This is a genomic window from Beijerinckia sp. L45 (genome assembly GCF_009765775.1).
Classification (GTDB): domain Bacteria; phylum Pseudomonadota; class Alphaproteobacteria; order Rhizobiales; family Beijerinckiaceae; genus RH-AL1.
In genome coordinates, this window is record NZ_LMUU01000031.1 from 16,269 (window position 1) to 34,464 (window position 18,196).

The following is an 18,196-nucleotide window of genomic DNA, read 5'->3' on the forward strand; positions in this document are numbered from 1 at the left end:
ACCAACGCATTGCCGCAAGGATTATTTGATGGCCCACCATCGTCTCGACGCCGGCCCTGATACAGTCCATTGGGGCTACCTCGACGCGGCTCTCCCGCCGGTCCTGGCGATCGATTCCGGCGACACCGTCTTCGTGACGACGGCGAGCGGAAGCCCTGACCAGCTACCGACAGAGGACGGCTTCTCGGTTCGCGACGGACTGCGGGCGATCCACGCCACCGTCGAGCAGCGCCTGGGGCCGCACATCCTCAACGGCCCCATCTTCGTTCGCGGCGCGGAGCCAGGTGACGCTCTCCGCGTGACGATCGTGGATGTTTCGCTCGCCGACGACTGGGGCTACAATCTTATCGCGCCGGACAAGGGTCTGCTGCCGGACGATTTTCCGGTCGGCGGCGTGATCCACCTCGGGATCGATCGGATTAACGGCCGGATCGTTACGCCCTGGGGCATCACCATCCCCGCGCGCCCGTTCTTCGGGGTCATCGGGACGGCGCCCGCACCCGAAGAAGGCGCGGTCACATCTGTCGTGCCCGGCTCCTTCGGCGGCAACATCGACAACAAGGAGCTGACGGCGGGATCGGTGTTGTATCTGCCGGTCGCCACGCCCGGCGGTCTCCTCTCGGTCGGCGACGGACACGCCGCTCAAGGGGACGGCGAGGTCTGCCTGACCGCCGTGGAAACGGGGCTCGCCGGCACGCTGCAGATCGATCTCCTAAAGGGCGCAGACCTATCCGCGCCCTATGCCGAGACCAAGACGCATCTGATTGCGATGGCGTTCGACGACGATTTCGACGAAGCCGTCCGGACCGGGGTGCGCCGCATGATCGTCCTGATCTGCAACGCCAGCACATTGTCCCCCGATCAAGCGTATCGGCTCTGCAGCATCGCCGCCGATGTGAGGATCACGCAGGTGGTCAATCGGAAACGCGGCGTTCATGTCATGCTGCCTCTCGAGCTGTTACGAAACGCATAACGTGCCCGCCGCTTCGGTCTTTGCCGGCCGTTGCGCAAGGTCCCGTTGATCGATGGTGGCAGTCTTCGCCCTACGGCAAGACCTTATGATCTATGGCTCGCTTCCGTAGTAGGCCAGGGCAAGCGCCGGAAAAATCAGGCCTGTCAGGCATAAGCCGGTCCAGCCGCCAAAGGCATAGGCGTAGCCAGACACCAGCGACCCCACGGCGCCTGCCACGAAGAAGGACGCGAGATAGAGACCATTCAGGCGTCCACGCAGCTCGGATCCCAAAGCGAACAGCGCGCGCTGTCCGACCACCAAGTTTGCGGCGACGGCCATGTCGATCAAAAGCGCAGCGACGACCAGAAGCGGCCAGGAGTCATAAAGACCGCCGACCAGCGCTATCAATAATGCCGCAAGGGTCCCCAAAAGGCCGAGGCGCGTGATCAGGGCCGACTTTCCTTGATCCGCGGCATGGCCGGCGTAGGGGGACGCGATGGCCCCGGCCGCTCCGATCAGCGCGAAGATACCGATACCGATCTGGCTGAACCCGAATTTCGGTGTCGCCAAAAATATCGGGACGGTTGTCCAGAACATGCTGAAGGCCGCAAAAAGCCCGCCCTGGTAGGCCCCACGACGATGCAGAACCTTGGTCTTGAGCAAGAGCGGACCCAAGGAGCCAAGGGTCTGAAGGTATGTCATGCCCTTCGGACGACGCTCGGGCAGCGTGCGGAAGAGAAGTACGACCAGAAGCAGGACGGCGACGGCCGACAGCTCGAAAATCGTGCGGTGCCCGGCAAAATGCGCGACGAAGCTCGCCGCCGGGCGTGACAGCATGATGCCGAAGAACAGGCCGCTGGTCACCGTGCCGACGACGCGCCCCCGGGATGCATCGGGCGCGAGATGGCCGGCGAAGGGCACGATGACCTGGACCATGCTGGCGCTGATCCCGACCAGGAGCGAAGCCGCGAGGAACATCGGAATGGTCGGCGCCGCGGCTTCACAGACGAGCGCGATGGCGAGAATCGACAGCATGCCCAGGATGAGCCTGCGATTTTCGACGATGTCGGCAAGCGGCACGACAAGCAGCAGGCCGCACGCGTAACCCATCTGCGTCAGGGTCACGAGCAGGCCCGCTGAGGCCACCGGCATCCCGAAATCCTCACTGATGAGGCCGACCAGAGGCTGGACGTAATAGATGTTGGCGACGACGACGCCGCACGCGAGCGAGAGAATGAAGATGAGCGCCCGAGAAATCATCGGCCGGTCGGCATCGTCCAAAGGGGCAGGCGTCAAGACTTGGGTCATTGGGGCTCGTGTTTTCGGTGGTTCGCGGTTGACGCCATGGATCGCCAATGCGGCGGCCCCTCCCACCGCGGCTTCGGTTGCCCGACGCAGGGCGCGTCGATCCGATCGTGCGATGCAACGCGGGCTGATGAAGGCGGAGATGGCGACGCTGTTCACCGCACGTTGAGACGCGGATCAAGCGGTCTTTCCTGCTTTGTCTAAGGCGCGCCAGCCACAGCGTCTACCCGCGTGTCCTCGGCGAAAACGCAGGTCAGATCAGCCAAATCCTCTTGACAGGCTGGCGGCCGGACGACCGTTCGTGCGTCGAACCAACGGCTAAGGTTCGATCGAATGCATAATGCAGACAGTTCGCCATTTTGATAGGCAATTTGCCGCCAATATGGGCCGCATATGTATACATGTTCGTTGACATTAAGCCAAACTGTACTCAGTTTGGCGCATCAACCAGTGGGTGCTCTATGTTGACTGCCGATGACACGATCGAACAGGTAACCGCGGACAAGTCTGCGCACTACGAGCCTTACGGCTGGCATCACTGGCCGCAATATCCCTGGTTCTCCTATCAGCTCCGGCGCGGCCTCGGCGAAACCCAGGAAGGCGGCGGCGGCGTCAGCGAGGTTTTGCGCACCGCCTCGCGCATCGTCGCCGGCGACCTCGAAAGCTGGCATCATGAATGGCTTGCAGTCGCGGAGCGCAATCGGCAGCGCGGCCTGAGCGAAGAAGCCGCCGGCCACGTCCGCACCGCGATGAACTGCTACCTTCGCGCCGCCAACCACTATCGTCAGGCCGAGTTTTTTCTGGAGCCGACGGATCCACGGCGGCTGAAAACCTTCGAGCTGATGGAATCCTGCAGCCATCGCTTCCTCGCCAATCTCAATCCGTCCGGCGAGGTCGTCGACATTCCTTTTGAAGACGGTAAGCCGATCTGCGGCTACTTCGTGCGCGCGCCATTTCCCGGCGACCGGCTTCCGGTTCTGATCTGCATGGGCGGTCTCGATTCCATCAAGGACGAGATGTGGTTCATGCAGGCCCATGGCTGCCTGCAGCGCGGCATCTCGGTTCTGATGATCGACGGTCCCGGCCAGGGCGGCACGCTACGCCGCCACGGCATCGTCAGCCGCCCCGATACCGAAGTCCCGATCGCGGCCTGCATCGACTGGCTCGTTGCGCGAAGCGATGTCGACCCGTCACGGATCGCCGTGTGCGGCTCCTCGATGGGCGGCTATTACGCAGCCCGCGCCGGCTGCTACGAGCCGCGCCTCGCCGCCGCGATCTCGCACGGCGCTGTCTACGACGTGCACGAGATGTGGGGCCAGAAAGACGAGAATTTTGGGCTCGCGATGCACATCAAGTGGGTCTTGGGCGCCAAGACCATGGATGAAGCTCATGGAATCATGAAAAACTTCACGCTCGAGGGTCATCTCGATCACATGAAGTGCCCGTTCCTGATCGTCCACGGCGGCCACGACGTGCTGACGGTCGCCCAGGCGAGCCGGGCTCATGATTACGCGAAATCCAAGGGTGTGGACGTGACGCTGCGCATCGTCGATCCGGAAGAGACCGGTGCCGAGCATTGCCAGCACGATCATCCGACCATCGGGCAGGAACTCATCAGTGATTGGCTGGCCGACCGCTTCGGCATCGACCAGCGGGCGGTGGTGAAGACCGGCTGGAACCCTCTGATCTAGGAGACGCGGCTTTGAATCTCGGTGTCAGTCAGCCCAAGGCGGCGGTGGTCGCGATCGACCTTCATCGCGGCCATCTCGACATGGCGGTGGCGACCATGCCGACCTCGCCCGAGGTGGCGAAGCAGGTCATCGCCGCGAACCTTCGCCTGTTCACGTGGGCGCGCGGCGCCGGCATTCCCGTGATCCATGTGATGACGCAATATCGCGACGCCGCGGAGATCGCCTGCAATCCATTCTGGCGGACGCGCGCGGAGGATCCGACCGCGACGCGCAAGAACGTCCTGCGCCACAACGTGGCGGGCATGCCCGGTGTGGAAGTCATGCCGGAGCTTTTTGACGCGAGCTGCGATCTCCTCGTCGCCACCAAGAAGCGCTACGATTGCTTTATCGGAACGGACCTCGAGTTCACCTTGCGCGCGCATGGCATCAACGTGCTGATCATCACCGGCGTCAACACGAATTCCTGCGTGCTCGCCACGACGACGGCGGCGAATGTGCGCGACTATTCCGTGATCGTCGCCAAGGACTGCGTCGAGACGATGGATGGCCCGGCCCTCCACGAAGCCGGACTCCTCTGCATCGCCACGGCCTTCGGGATCGTCGCCGACACCAATACGATCATGACCCTGCCGGCTTTTGCGCCGCCACCGCAGCCGGCCGCCTGAACCCAATCCAACCTTCGAGTTCGTCTTGACCTTGCCGCTACCCTTGCCCGTCGTTCCCCAGCCTTCGCTTCCCATCGCAGGCTCCGCCGACCGTTTTCCGATCCGCCGCATCTATTGTGTCGGCCGCAACTACGTCGATCACATTCGCGAGATGAAGGAAGGCGACGAGCGCGATCCGCCGTTCTTTTTCCAGAAGCCGAGCGACGCGATCGTCGAGGATGGTGGCGTCGTCGCGTATCCCGCGGATACCGAAGATTTTCAGTTCGAGATCGAACTTGTCGTTGCGCTGGGCGCAGGTGGTCGGGATCTGACGAAGGCACAGGCGCTCGACGCCGTCTTCGGCTACGCCGTCGGACTCGACTTGACGCGTCGCGACCAGCAGCGCGACATGCGCGCGAAGATGCTACCTTGGGAGCGCGGCAAGGCGTTCGATGCTTCGGCCCCGTGCGGCGCGATCGTGCCGGTGAGCGCTATCGGCCATCCCGCGAAGGGATCGATTACCCTCGACGTCGACGGGGCGCCGCGGCAGAGCGGGGATATCGCGCATATGATCTGGAACGTCCCCGAAATCATCGCCAACCTCTCGGCCTCCTACGCGCTGGCGCCCGGCGACCTGATCATGACGGGAACGCCCGCCGGTGTCGGTCCCGTGCGTCCCGGCGAGACGATGCATGGGCGGGTCGAAGGCGTCGGCACCATCACCATCACCGTTGCACCGTGCGAGGCCTGATCATGTTGCCGACCGAACGTCTGTCCTATTCGGCGATCACCGAACGCCCGGCGCTGAAACTGCCGGACGGTGCGCGCATGGCCGTCTGGGTGATCGTCAATATCGAGGAATGGGACCCTAAGGAAACCATGCCGCGCACGGTGTTGACCCCGCCTGCCGGCGGCGCGCCGATGCCGGACGTTCCGAACTGGGCCTGGCACGAATATGGCAATCGCGTCGGCTTCTGGCGCATGCTGAAGGTGCTGGATCAGCATGGGATTAAGGCGGTGCTCGCCATCAACGGCAAGGCGATCGCGACCTACGAGCCGATCGCGCGCGCAGCCCACGAGCGTGGCTGGGAATTCGTCGGCCACGGCTTCGGCCAGAAGAACATGCAGAAAGTGCCGGACGAACGCGAGGACATCCGCAAGACCAAGGATGCGATCCGTGCGTTCACTGGGCGCGATCCGCGCGGCTGGTTGGGCCCGGGCCTGACGGAGACCTGGGAGACGCCGGACATTCTCGTCGAAGAAGGCTTCGACTACGTCTGCGACTGGGTTCTCGACGACGAGCCCGTCGTGCTGAAGACCCGCACGAAGCCGATCGTCAACATCCCCTATACCCAGGAATGCAACGACGTCGCGATGATGCTGATCCAGCATCACAAGGCGTCGGAATACTACGACCGCGCCGTCGACCAGTTCGACCAGATCTACGGGGACTCGGAAGACTCGGCGCGCGTCCTTGCCCTCGTCGTCCATCCCTACATCATGGGGGCGCCGCATCGCCTAAAGCACTTCGCTCGCGTGTTCGACCATATCGCGCAGCACAAGGACGTCGTCTATCGCACCGGCGGCGAGATCTACGATTGGTTTCTCGGCCAACGCCCCGACGCGCTTGCGGCGCCAAAGCCCTAGCGATGAACCAGACCCTTCTGCAACTCCTCAACGGCCTGACCTTCGCGGCGCTGCTCTTCATCGTCGCGTCGGGGTTCACGCTGATCTTCGGCCTGTTGCGGATCGTCAATCTGGCGCATGGCGCGCTGTATCTGTTCGGCGGCCTGGTCGGCTATACCGCCGCCACCGCTACCGGCAGCTATGTCCTCGGCATTCTTGCGGCGATGGCCGTCGTCGCGCTCCTCGGGCTCGTCATCGACGCGGGCCTATTGCGCTTCGTCCGTGGCAACGAGCTTCGGCAGGTGCTGCTCACCCTGGGGATCGCCTTCATCCTCAACGACCTCGTCCTGGTGCTGTGGGGCGGCGACACCTACACGGTCCCGATCCCGGACATGCTGCGCGGCGCGGCGCGGTTCGGCCACATCTTCTACCCAAAATACCGGCTCTTCGTTCTCGCGCTCGGCGTCGCGATCTTTGGCCTGCTGTGGCTGCTGCTGAACCGCACGCGGCTCGGCGCGCTCATCCGCGCCGGCGTCGACGATCCTGAGATGGTCGAGGCGATGGGGATCAACATCCGCCGCGTCTTTCTCGGCACCTTCATGCTGGGCGCCGCGCTCGCCGGCCTCGGCGGCGTGGTCGGTGGCGCGTTCCTGACACTCTACCCCAGCGCCGATGCCGAGATCCTGGTGTTCTCGCTGGCCGTGGTGATCATCGGCGGCCGTGGCAGTCTCGCCGGCGCCGCGGTCGGTGCGCTACTCGTCGGGTTGCTCAATTCGTTCGGACAAGTGTGGTTTCCCGAACTGTCCTACTTCGTGATCTTTGGCCCGATGGCGCTGATCCTCGCGTTTCGCCCGCTGGGCCTCTTTGGCAGGGCCACCTGATGTCGACGCCGCTCGTTTCCGCCTTGCCGCCTGTCGATCGCGCCGCCCCGACCAAGCGCGTGCTAGTATGGCTTTGTATCGTGCTCGCGGCGCTTCTGGCACTGCCGCTGCTTTTGCCGGGCTACCAGATCTCCATCGCCACGCAGATCCTGATCTTCAGCATCCTGGCGATGTCGATCGATATCCTCGCCGGATTCGTCGGTCGCACGCCGCTCGGGCACGGCGCGATCTTCGGCGTGTCGACCTATGTCGTCATCTACTGGACGGCGTCGCTCGGCGGATCGCTGTGGGTCGGCATGGGGCTCGGCATCCTCGCCGCCACGCTACTTGCCGCCGTCTTCGCGCTGCTCGCGATCCGCACCTCCGGCGTCTACTTTCTTCTGCTGACGCTGGCGCTCGGCATGATCGTCTGGGGGGTGTGCCTGCGCTCGACCGGCATCACCGGTGGCGAGAACGGCCTGCGCGGCATTGGCCGCCCAGGCTTCCTCGTCGATCACGTGCATTTCTACTACGCTATTCTGCTCGTCACGGTGCCGGTCACCTGGATCATCTGGCGCTTCGTGCATTCGCCGTTCGGCCTGACCATGCGCGGGATTCGCGAAAGCGAGAGCCGGATGCGGAGCCTCGGATATAACGTCCCGCTGCATCTGTTCCTGGCCTTCGTGGCCTCGGGCTTCGTCGCCGGCATCGCCGGCGCTCTCTACGCCGTCTTCAACGATTTCGTCAGCCCCTCGACGGTCCAGCTGTCGCAATCGGTCTCGGCGCTGCTGATGGCGATCACAGGCGGCGTCGGCACGTTGTTCGGCGCCTTTGTCGGGGCCACCGCGATCATCCTTCTCGAGAACGTCGTCAGCGTCTTCACCGCGCGCTGGCCGAGCGTTCTCGGCCTGACCTTCGTGCTGATCATGATTTTTGCGCCGGAAGGCATCGTCGGGCGCGCCCGCATCCTGCTCGCCAAGCGCCGCCGCCGCTCATAGACAGAGGAACACATCATGGATCGCAGACGCTTTCTCGAAATCACCAGCCTGATGCTGGCCGGCGGCACCAGCGCTCTTGCCAGCGCGCGCGAAGCGCAGGCCGAGTCCGCCCCGATCCGCATCGGCCTGCTGGCACCGCTGACCGGGGTCGTGGCGGCCGGCGGCAAGGAGATCGTCAACGGCTTTACGATGTTCTGGGACAGCATCGGCAATCAGGTCGGCGGCCGTAAGGTCGAGATCATCGTCGAGGACGATGCGTCCAATCCCGACACCGCGCTGCAGAAGGCCCGCCGCCTCGTCGAGCAGGGCAAGGTCGACATGCTGTTCGGCAATCTTCTTGCGAATACCGGGCTTGCGGTGGCGAATTACGTCAAGGGCAACGGCGAGCCCTATTTCATTCCGGTGATTGCCGCCGACACGCTGACGCAGGGCGGCCGCATCCCGAACGTGATCCGCGCCGGCGGCTATACCGCCAGCCAGTTCTCTCGGCCACTCGCCGACTGGGCCCTCAAGCAGGGCTACAAGAAGGTGGCGACGGTCAGCCAGGATTATACGTTTGGCCACGAACAATGCGGCGGCTTCGCCCAGACCTTCACCGAAGGTGGCGGCGAAATCCTGTTGCAGCTCTGGCATCCGCTGAACACGTCGGATTTCAGTCCCTACCTCGGCCAGCTTTCGAGCCTGGGCGTCGACGCGATCTTCGCCATGGAGACCGGCGCCGATTCCGCGCGCCTCATTCAGCAATATACGAATTTCGGCCTGAAGGGTCAGATCCCCCTGTTGGGCGCGCAGAACGCCACGGACCAGTCCGTCATCCGTACGATGGGCGCGGAATGCGAGGGGATCGTCACCTCGGCGCAGTTCGCAGAAGGCGCCGACCTTCCGGCGACACAGGCCTTCGTCAAAGCCTACAGCGCCAAGTTCGGCAAGATCCCTTCGCTCTATGCGTTCTCGCATTACGTCGGCGCGATGTGGGTGGCCAAAGCGATCGAGACGATCGGCGGCAAGGTCGACGATCGCAAGCTGTTCCTCGAGACCGTGCTGAAGACCGATCTTCCCAACAGCCCGCTCGGCAAGCCGGTCCACTTCGATGCCTACGGCAACCCGGTGTACGACGTGTTCATTCGCAAGGTGGTGAAGAACGCCGACGGCAAGTACTGGAACGTCCCGGTCGATACCTATCCGCAGGTCTCACAGTTCTGGAAGTATGATCCCGCGACCTACATGAAGCAGCCCGCCTATTCGCGCGACTTCCAGGGGATCAAGAAGCGGTGACGCGCGCGGACCCCATACGCGTGACCGAAGAGGTCGGCCGTGCCCGATAGCATCCTGACCCTGGATGGCGTCGGCGTCCGGTTCGGCGGCCTCAAGGCCGTCGACGACGTGTCGTTGTGCGTGAAGCGCGGCGAGCGGCGCGCCATCATCGGCCCCAACGGTGCCGGCAAAACGACTCTGTTCAACGCGATCAGCGGCGTCATCCGGCCGACCTCGGGCCGCGTGACGTTCGAGGGCCGCGATGTGACATCCGCACCGCCGCATCGCCGCGCCGCCGCCGGCATCAGCCGGACGTTCCAGATTACCAACCTGTTTCCGAGCCTGACGGTTCGCGAAAACATGGAGCTTGCGATCTGGGGCCTGGTCGCTCGCAAGTTCTCCTTCTTCGGTTCGCGCAAGTTGACCGCGGGCGAGGACGCACGGGCGAAGCGTGCGCTGGAACTGGCCCGTCTCGGCGCCCGTGCCGACGTCCTTGTCAGCGCCTTGTCCTACGGCGAGCAGCGCCAACTCGAACTGGCGATGACGCTTGCAACGAGTCCCAAGATGCTGCTCCTCGACGAACCCGCTGCCGGCCTGTCGCCGTCCGAACGGATCATCGTCGCCGACGTCATCCGCGCGTTGCCGACGGATCTCACCATCATCCTCATCGAACACGACATGGATCTCGTGCTGTCGCTGGTCGATTGGGTGACCTGCCTGAGCAACGGCCGCTTTCTCGCCGAGGGGGCACCGGCCGAGATCCGCACCAATGCCGACATCCAGGACGTCTACCTAGGCCGAGCGCGCCCCCATGCTTGAGATCCGCGACCTTCATTGTTCTTACGGCGACGCCCAGGTGGTGCATGGCGCGTCCCTGACCGTCGGCGACCGCGAAGTCGTCGCGCTTCTCGGGCGCAACGGCATGGGCAAGACCACCTTGGTCCGCTCGATCATGGGCCTGACGTCCCCGCAGGTTCGCGCCGGCACGATCACCTGGATGGGTGACGCGCTGCTTGGTTTGAAAGCCCATGAGATCGCCGGTCGCAAGATCGCGCTCGTGCCGCAGGGCCGCCGCCTGTTTCCGTCACTGACGGTGACCGAGCATCTCACGATGCTCAAGCCGATCCGCACCAAGACGGGATGGACGGCGGATCGGATTTTTGGCCTGTTCCCGCGCCTCGCGGAGCGTCGCATGAACCGCGGCAACCAGCTCTCGGGCGGTGAGCGCGGCATGCTGGCGGTCGGCCGGGCGCTGATGCTGGATCCCGAACTGATCCTGATGGACGAGCCCTCCGAAGGTTTGGCACCGATCATGGTGCAGCACCTCGAGGGGATCATTGCGCAACTGAAGGCGGAGGGCCTTGGCATCCTGCTCGTCGAACAGAACCTCTACAGCGCGCTCGCCGTAGCGGATCGCGTCTACGTGCTCGAAACCGGCAAGATCGTCTATGAGGCGCAGGCCGAAGCGATCGCCAAGACGCCGGATATTCTCACCCGTTTCCTTGGGGTGCACTGAAACAATCATCGTCACTGGCGCAGCGGGACCGCAGATGCGGCGCACCGCACGTCTGAACCTTTGTCGAAGGTCGCGCTTCACGGCATATGCGCGGCGCCGCCCAGTGAAGATTATTTTTGAAAGAAGCCATGAACACAATGAACGTCAAACCGCTAGGACTATACATCGACGGCCGCTTCCAGCCTGCTTCGACGGGCCGGACGATCCGCGTCGAGAATCCAAAGGACCGCAGCGTCGTCGCAGAGGTCGAAGAAGGCGATGCCTCGGACATCGAGAAAGCGCTCGATGCCGCGACGCGCGCCTTCGCAGTCTGGTCCGCCGTGCAGCCCGCCGAGCGCGGCAACATCATGCACCGCGCCGCCGATCTTCTGGAAAAACGCCTGCCGGATCTCGTCACGATCGAGGTCGACCAGATCGGGCGCCCGCGGCGCGAAATGGAAGCGCAGCTCGGCCGCCTGCCGGAGTGGTTCCGCTATTTCGGCGCCGTGGCGCGGACGCATGAGGATACCGTGCCACCTTTCGGCGGCGCCTTCCTCAACTACACCCGGCGCGTGCCGCTCGGCGTCGTGGGGCACATCACCCCCTGGAACCATCCGCTCCTCATTCTCACCAAGAAGATCGCGCCGGCAATGGCCGCCGGCAACGCCATCGTCGTCAAACCGAGCGAACTGGCGCCGATCACGCCGCTTTTGCTCGGCGACATCTTTAAGGAGGCCGGTGTTCCCGACGGCGTCTACAATGTCGTGCCGGGCTACGGCGCCACTGCCGGTCTCGCGCTGACCTCGAGCCCGCGCATCGCCAAGATCGATCTCACCGGCGGCACCGAAACCGGAAAGACGGTCGCGTCGCTCGCCGCACGCAACCTGACGCGCGTCGCCGCCGAGCTCGGCGGCAAGGCCAATGTCATCGCCTTTGCCGACGTCCCCGTCGATCGATGCGTGGCGGCGACGCTGTTCGCCTCCTTCATCGCTTCCGGTCAGACTTGCGTGCAGGGATCGCGGCTCCTGGTCCATCGCTCGATCCACGATGCCGTCGTGGCCGAACTCGTGCGCCGCACCAACGCGATCCGCCTCGGCGATCCGCAGGACCGCATGACCCAGATGGGCCCGCTCGTCTCGGAGAAACAGCGTGCGCTCGTCGAACGTTATGTCGCGATCGGCGTGGCCGAAGGCGCGACGCTCGCGGCTGGCGGCCGCCGTCCCGACGGTGCCGCGTTCGATGGCGGCTACTACCATCTTCCAACGATCTTCACCGATGTGCGCAACGACATGCGGATCGCCCAGGAGGAAATCTTTGGACCGGTCGTCTGCGTCATCCCCTTCGATACGGAGGAGGAGGCGATCGCGCTGGCCAACGGTACGGAGTTCGGGCTCGCCAATTCGATCTGGACGCGTGACATCACCCGCGCGCATCGCGTCGCCCATCAGCTGCAGAGCGGCATCACCTGGATTAACGACCATCACCGGATCGATCCATGCTCGCCCTGGGGCGGGTTCAAGATGAGCGGGCTCGGGCGCGAAAACGGCCTCGTCGCCTACGAAGAATACACCCAGATCCAGAACATCATCGTCAATCTCTCGGATGCGCCCTTCGACTGGTACGCCGACGACGCGACAGAAAAGCGCTACAGCTGACATGACCATCGACATTCACAGCCACGTAATCCCCGAGCGCGTGGTCGACGCCATCACCGCCGATCCCGCGCGCTTCCAGGCGCGCGTCGAAGGCGTGGGCGACGCCCGCAAGATCGTGCACGATCAAGGCTACGTCTATCCGCTCGCACCCGAGTTCCACCTTACCGACGCCAAGCTCGAGTCGATGGATCGCAAACGGATCGACGTCTCCGTCATCTCGCCGGCACCGCCCATGTTCTACTATTGGGCCGATGCCGATCTTGCGCTGGCCGCCGCGCAACTCGTCAACGACGGCGTCGCCGACATGGTGGCGGACAAGCCGAGCCGGCTCCGCGGCATGGCAACGGTGCCGATGCAGCATCCGGACGCGGCCGTTGCGGAACTCGAGCGCGTCGTCAAGGAGCACGGGTTCAAGGCGGTGGAGATCGGCACCTCGATCGAGGGCGCACAACTCGCCGAGACGCGCTTTCGCCCGGTGCTGCGCCGCGCCGCAGAACTCGGCGCTTTCGTCTTCGCCCATCCCTATTACGTCGGCGCGAAAGCCGGGCTGGAAGACTATTATCTGACCAACCTGCTGGGAAACCCCTTCGATACCACGGTGATGCTGTCACACCTGATGTTTTCCGGCGCGCTCGACGACCTTCCCGATCTGAAGATCGTGCTGGCGCATGGCGGCGGCTTTCTGCCCTATCAGATCGGCCGGCTCGTTCACGGCCACAAGGTCCGCAGCGAAACCAAGGCGAAGACGGCGTCCTCGCCCAAGGACCTGCTCAAGCGCATCTATTTCGACAGCCTAGTCTTCGATCCGCAGGCGCTGCGCTACTTGATCGATCTTGTCGGGGCCGATCATATCTGCATCGGGACCGACTCGCCGTTCGATATGGCGGACCAGGCCCCGTTGCAGACCATCGCAAACGTTCCTGGGATCACGCCTGATGAAACCAAGTGCCTGTGCTGCGGCACTGCGCTCACCTTGCTCCGCGAAGCTTAAGCAGAGGATTACTCGATGACCCAGGATCTTGGCGGCAGCGTCCGCAACCGATTGGATTATACGCCGATCCACAAGCGGCCCAAGCTGCGTCTGCCCGGCGACGCGCGCGTGGCCGTCTGGACCATCGTCAACGTCGAGAATTGGAGTTCGACAGGGCCAATGCCACGCGCGGTTCTGCCGCCGCCGATGGGGCAGGCGCTGCTCCCCGACATTCCGAACTGGGCCTGGCACGAGTACGGGATGCGCGTCGGCTTCTGGCGCTTCCTCGAAGCTCTCGGGTCACGCGGTCTTAAGGCGACGTTCGCGGTCAACGGAACGGCGCTGGACGTCTACCGCGAGGCCTGCGAAGCGGCGCGTGAGGCCGGCTGGGACTTCATGGGGCACGGCTTCATCCAGAAGCCGATGCACAAGGTGGACGACCAGAAGGCCGCCATCGCCGCCACAATAGCCGCGATCAAGGAATTCACCGGCAATCCCCCGCGCGGCTGGGAAAGCCCCGGCTTGACGGAAACGGACGAGACGCTTGATCTGCTCGCCGAGGCCGGCATCGAATATGTCGCGGACTGGGTACTGGACGAGCAGCCCGTGTCGCTACGCACGCGCGCCGGCTCGATCGTATCGGTCCCGTATACCGTCGAAATTAACGACGTCGTGATCAGCGCCGTGCAGCAGCAACCCTCCGACGAGATTTTTCGGCGCGGGCGCGACCAGTTCGATCGGCTCTATCTCGACGGAGCAAGTGCGCCGCGGGTCATGGCGATCTCCATCCACCCCTATCTCACCGGCGTGCCACATCGCATCAAGTACCTGGAGATGCTCTACGACTACATCCTCGGGCACGAGGGTGTCGTGATGTGGACCGGCGCGGAGATTCTGGACTGGTATCGTTCACAGACGGTGGCAACGTAACGTCACGTCGCCACGGCGCCGCCGGATCAACCAACCGCTACAGCAGCCATTGCGCGTGGGTTTCGTCCGCAGGGTCGTCCTTTTTCGCGGCGCTCGCGAGCGCCGCCACTCGCATCAAGGATGCTTTCAAACTGACGATATGGGCGCGCATCAGCGTCTCGGCGGCCTTCGGCTCGCGGAGGAGTACGGCGTGATAGATCTTGTGATGGTTCTCGTGACGGCGACGGATATCGGGAAGGTCGAATCCCACGACGTTGTGGGTCAACGTCTGGGGGATGCGGTTGCACAAGCGCAGGACGTCGGCGAGCAGTCGGGAGTCGGCGGCCTGTTGCAGCGCCAGGTGGAACTGCACGTTGATCGCGGAATAACGGCTGCGACAGTCAGGCGGCGTCGGCGACAGCGCCAGCAGTTCGTCGCCAAGGTACAAGGCCTCGCGCATGGCGAGATCCTGCTCCGCGCTGAGACCACGCTCTGCTGCCAGCCGGCAGATGAGGCCTTCGCTCAGCGCGCGCATTTCAAAGGCGTCGCCGATTTCGCCCATGCTGAAGGCACGGACGACGAAGCCGCGGTTTGGCTGATGATCAAGCAGGCCTTCGCCAGCGAGCGTTTGCAGCGCGGCGCGGATCGGCGTCCGCGACACCGACAGAGACCGCGCAAGTTGCACTTCGTTGATGCGGCTGTCCGCGGGCAGTTTGCCGTCCAAAAGAGCAGCGCGCACGCTTTCGGTCACCTGCAACGCCCGCGTCCGGGCATGGAGCGCTAGTGAGACGGGCTCCTCGGACGAGGCGGTCTGCACGGCAGCTTTCGACGTCATCGCACCCCTTCTCCCTGTGAACACAGTATTCTCTTCCTCATGCCACCCTTCGCCGAAAGAGGCCAGCCATCAAAAAAACGCTGTTGCCTCAAGGTGCATACACTTTGGCACGATCCCTGCGACAGTGTGTACGAAGTGTCGTGAATCGTCCACGATCGGGCAACACACCCTCGATCTGGTCACCAAAGGTTTATCCTCGTGTCTGCAATTCGCCATCCCCGGCCCACTCTGGATTTTACAATCGGAACGCGCTCGGCGCTGAAGCCGGTCCCCGCGGGGCGCTGCCTGCGGAAGCGAGGCTCGCTGATTCGCCGTCTGTTCGCTGCGGTGCTTCTGGCCTCGGCGGTCCAGACCCCGGCCTCGGCGGAGACGCCAGCGACGAAGCTGACGGTCAATGTCTTCCCTGGCGGCTTCAACTGGCCGCTGTTCGTCGCGCGCGACAAGGGATTTTTCGCCGCACGCGGCCTCGAAATCGAGGTCCAGCCGACGACGGGATCGATAGCGCAAATGTCCGGACTCGCCACCGGCAAGTTCGATATCGCGATGACGGCGATCGACAACATTGTCGCCTACGTTGAAGGGCAGGGTGACGCCTCCGTCGGCAAGCAATCGGATTTCGTTGCCGTCATGGGCAGTGACAGCGGCTTTCTCAGTGTCGTCAGTGCGCCGGCGATCCCGACCTTTGAAAAACTTCGCGGCCAGACACTGTCGGTCGACGCGCGAAGCACGGGCTACGCCTTCGTCTTTTTCGACATGCTGGCACGCGAAGGTTTGAAGGCCACCGACTACACCATCGTTCCTGTTGGCGGCATGACGCAACGCTGGACGGCGATGAAGCAGGGTCAGCAGGTCGCAACCATCCTCTCCACGCCTTACGATATCCTGGCCAAGGCCGAAGGCTTTCATCAGCTCGGCTGGGCCACGCATACGATCGGGCCGTACCAGGGCAACGTCGCCGCGACCAAGCGGCCCTGGGCTGAAGCGCATCGTCCGCAGCTCGTCGCCTACATCCGCGCTTATGCCGCCGCGATCGATTGGCTCTACGAGCCGAAGAACCATGACGAGGCGATCAAGATTCTGCGCGCCAACCTGCCGTCGATGTCGGAACAGCTCGCCCAACAAACCTACGGCGAGCTGCTCGATCCCAAGGATGGCTTCTTTCGCCAGGCGAAGGTCGACGCCGAAGGCGTGCGAACCGTGCTCCGGCTGCGCAGCCAGTATCTGCCGGGAAGCCCGCAGCTTAGCGATGCGAGCCGGTACTACGACGCGAGTTTCTGGTCCGACGCCATGACGCCGAGCGTCAAGTAGGACGCCGATCCGGCCAGAGGCGGGCGCTCGCCGATGCGGTGAGCGGCAATCGACGGCCGTTTGCCGAAAACCGTCGCGCCTCGGGGGAGGCGCCAGGATCCACTGCCCGACCCTCTTGGTCGGGACGAGACTCAACGAGGGGATAGCCATGCAACCAAATGCTCGCCTTTACGGTGCCGCGATCGCGGCGGCCGCCTTCTGCTTCAGTTTTGGTGCGCATGCGCAGCAAGCTTCCGACAAGGGGACCAATGCCTCGCCTTTGACGAAACCGATCGCGCCGGCCTTGCCGTTGCCGGATCAGGGCACGTCGCAAGGCTACCTCTTCAACCTGCGGCCGCTTGGCGAAGATTTCGGCAAGAAGTTGGCCGACCACGGAATCTATTTGACTGGCCGTACGTTCAACGAAGGCTTTGCCAACGTCAGCGGCGGCATCAAGCGCGGCAGCCTCTACGAAGGCTTTACCGCCTTCGGTGTCGATCTCGACATGAACCGGATCGCCGGAATCCACGGCGGCTCGATCCATTTGCTTCTCGACGATCTCAACGGCCAGCCGTTCCTCGGCTATTCCGGCAGCGCCTACATCAACAACAAAGTGTTCGGCGGAACGGCGGCGGCGCGCCTCAACGAACTCTCCTACGAGCAGAGCCTGTTCAACGACAAGCTCGACGTTCGCTTCGGCCGCGTCACGGTGGGCACCGAGTTCGATACGTCCGAAATCTATTGCGAATTCGTCACCGCGCTGTGCGCCACGCCATCCGGCTATTCCTTTACCAAGGGCTATCCCTCCTACCTGACGTCATCGACGGCGATCGTTGGGCAGCTGACCTTGCCGAATTCGTTTTATCTCAATGCCGGCGCTTACGAAGACGAGCCTGCGCTCGCGCAGCAGCATCACTTCAACTGGCCGGGACGCGACTGGGATCCGAGCCTGTTTCGCGGCGTCACCGTTCCCGTGCAGTTCGGCTACCGCACGAACTACAACAACGATCCCTATCCCCGCTCCTATGATATCGGCGCGTTCTATGACACGGGCGATTATACCGATCCGCTGTTGAACACGGCGGGCTTGAACCGGGTGAGGAATGGCGGCGTCGCCAAGCTGGATCACGGCAAAAGTTCGGTCTGGGCGCAAGCGCAGCAGGTGGTCTGGCGCCCCGACATGACGTCGAAGCGGGGCATCACCGTATTCGGCGCTGCCAACGTCGTGACAAGCGGCCAGACCAATATCCGGGACACCATTTTCGCCGGCTTTTCCTGGGCTGGCCCGATGGAATCGCGACCCAACGACAAGCTGAACTTTGTCGCGCAATATGTCAGCCTCAACGATGCCTATACGACTTTCGTCGACTCCACCCTGCAGAAGGGAGGGGTCAGCAGCACCGTCAGCAACGACGAGTCGTTCATCGAGCTGAACTATGGAATCGCGCTGGCGCCGGGTATCGCTTTCAAGCCGTTCATCGACGTGATCTTCAATCCGGATCAGGTCGGCATCGCAAAGCCCTCGGCGACCAACACGCATGCCCTGTTCGTCGGTGCCGCGTTCTCCATGTTCTTCGCGGACGCGCTCGGCTTGCCGAAACTGTCGCGCTAAGGGGGCTGGTCAGTCCGGTGCTTTCCGCCTGAGCGGTGAGCCCCACGTATTCGCAGCGCGCTGACTGTACCCAGTCAGCGCGCTTACTTTCGAAGGGCGTGCC

At 63.7% G+C, this 18,196-nt stretch carries 17 protein-coding genes; 15 read left to right on the forward strand and 2 right to left on the reverse strand.

Going from position 1 to position 18,196, the window contains the following annotated elements; all coding sequences use genetic code 11:
- Positions 1-28: 28 nt before the first annotated feature.
- The gene (locus GSQ79_RS02665; RefSeq protein ID WP_158807194.1) at positions 29-973 is read left to right on the forward strand and encodes an acetamidase/formamidase family protein; all 945 of its coding nucleotides are present in this window, start codon (positions 29-31) and stop codon (positions 971-973) included.
- 90 nt (positions 974-1,063) lie between these two features.
- Here the strand turns inward: GSQ79_RS02665 and GSQ79_RS02670 are convergent, their stop codons facing one another.
- The gene (locus tag GSQ79_RS02670; protein WP_158807195.1) at positions 1,064-2,260 is read right to left on the reverse strand and encodes an MFS transporter; all 1,197 of its coding nucleotides are present in this window, start codon (positions 2,258-2,260) and stop codon (positions 1,064-1,066) included.
- 458 nt (positions 2,261-2,718) lie between these two features.
- On the opposite strand from GSQ79_RS02670, the gene GSQ79_RS02675 reads away from it, so the two are divergent.
- The 12 genes from GSQ79_RS02675 to GSQ79_RS02730 all read left to right on the forward strand — a co-directional run bounded on the left by GSQ79_RS02675 (position 2,719) and on the right by GSQ79_RS02730 (position 14,380).
- Positions 2,719-3,948, forward strand: a complete 1,230-nt coding sequence (locus GSQ79_RS02675) for a S9 family peptidase (RefSeq protein WP_158807196.1) — start codon at positions 2,719-2,721, stop codon at positions 3,946-3,948.
- A gap of 11 nt (positions 3,949-3,959) precedes the next feature.
- Positions 3,960-4,613 carry a cysteine hydrolase family protein gene (locus tag GSQ79_RS02680; RefSeq protein WP_158807197.1) on the forward strand — a complete coding sequence of 218 codons (654 nt, stop codon included), beginning with the start codon at positions 3,960-3,962 and terminating at the stop codon, positions 4,611-4,613.
- 25 nt (positions 4,614-4,638) lie between these two features.
- The gene (locus GSQ79_RS02685) at positions 4,639-5,343 is read left to right on the forward strand and encodes a fumarylacetoacetate hydrolase family protein (RefSeq protein WP_246725063.1); all 705 of its coding nucleotides are present in this window, start codon (positions 4,639-4,641) and stop codon (positions 5,341-5,343) included.
- A 2-nt stretch (positions 5,344-5,345) separates the two neighbouring features.
- Positions 5,346-6,239, forward strand: coding sequence for a polysaccharide deacetylase family protein (locus GSQ79_RS02690; protein WP_158807198.1), 894 nt, complete (start codon positions 5,346-5,348; stop codon positions 6,237-6,239).
- 2 nt (positions 6,240-6,241) lie between these two features.
- Positions 6,242-7,099, forward strand: a complete 858-nt coding sequence (locus GSQ79_RS02695) for a branched-chain amino acid ABC transporter permease (protein WP_158807199.1) — start codon at positions 6,242-6,244, stop codon at positions 7,097-7,099.
- Positions 7,099-8,076, forward strand: a complete 978-nt coding sequence (locus GSQ79_RS02700; protein ID WP_158807200.1) for a branched-chain amino acid ABC transporter permease — start codon at positions 7,099-7,101, stop codon at positions 8,074-8,076. The genes GSQ79_RS02695 and GSQ79_RS02700 overlap by 1 nt, the downstream gene beginning before the upstream one ends.
- Positions 8,077-8,091: 15 nt before the next feature.
- Positions 8,092-9,351: an ABC transporter substrate-binding protein gene (locus tag GSQ79_RS02705; protein ID WP_158807201.1), complete on the forward strand. Its 1,260-nt coding sequence runs from the start codon at positions 8,092-8,094 to the stop codon at positions 9,349-9,351.
- A gap of 39 nt (positions 9,352-9,390) precedes the next feature.
- Positions 9,391-10,149: an ABC transporter ATP-binding protein gene (locus tag GSQ79_RS02710; RefSeq protein ID WP_158807202.1), complete on the forward strand. Its 759-nt coding sequence runs from the start codon at positions 9,391-9,393 to the stop codon at positions 10,147-10,149.
- Positions 10,142-10,846, forward strand: a complete 705-nt coding sequence (locus GSQ79_RS02715; RefSeq protein WP_158807203.1) for an ABC transporter ATP-binding protein — start codon at positions 10,142-10,144, stop codon at positions 10,844-10,846. Before GSQ79_RS02710 ends, GSQ79_RS02715 begins: the two co-directional genes overlap by 8 nt.
- 128 nt (positions 10,847-10,974) lie before the next feature.
- On the forward strand, positions 10,975-12,480 hold the full coding sequence (locus GSQ79_RS02720) for an aldehyde dehydrogenase (RefSeq protein ID WP_158807204.1): 1,506 nt from the start codon (positions 10,975-10,977) through the stop codon (positions 12,478-12,480).
- Between the two features lies 1 nt (position 12,481).
- Complete coding sequence (locus tag GSQ79_RS02725) at positions 12,482-13,471, forward strand: amidohydrolase family protein (RefSeq protein WP_158807205.1); 990 nt, start codon at positions 12,482-12,484, stop codon at positions 13,469-13,471.
- A 15-nt stretch (positions 13,472-13,486) separates the two neighbouring features.
- Positions 13,487-14,380, forward strand: coding sequence for a polysaccharide deacetylase family protein (locus tag GSQ79_RS02730; protein ID WP_158807206.1), 894 nt, complete (start codon positions 13,487-13,489; stop codon positions 14,378-14,380).
- Positions 14,381-14,417: 37 nt separating this feature from the next.
- On the opposite strand, the gene GSQ79_RS02735 is transcribed toward GSQ79_RS02730, so the two are convergent.
- Positions 14,418-15,194, reverse strand: coding sequence for a GntR family transcriptional regulator (locus tag GSQ79_RS02735; RefSeq protein ID WP_158807207.1), 777 nt, complete (start codon positions 15,192-15,194; stop codon positions 14,418-14,420).
- Between the two features lie 198 nt (positions 15,195-15,392).
- On the opposite strand from GSQ79_RS02735, the gene GSQ79_RS02740 reads away from it, so the two are divergent.
- Entirely contained in the window at positions 15,393-16,502 is a 1,110-nt protein-coding gene (locus GSQ79_RS02740; protein WP_210252995.1) for an ABC transporter substrate-binding protein, read from the forward strand.
- Between the two features lie 148 nt (positions 16,503-16,650).
- Positions 16,651-18,093 (forward strand): carbohydrate porin, encoded by a 1,443-nt coding sequence (locus GSQ79_RS02745; protein ID WP_158807208.1) that lies wholly within the window; start codon positions 16,651-16,653, stop codon positions 18,091-18,093.
- The last annotated feature ends 103 nt before the right edge of the window (positions 18,094-18,196 follow it).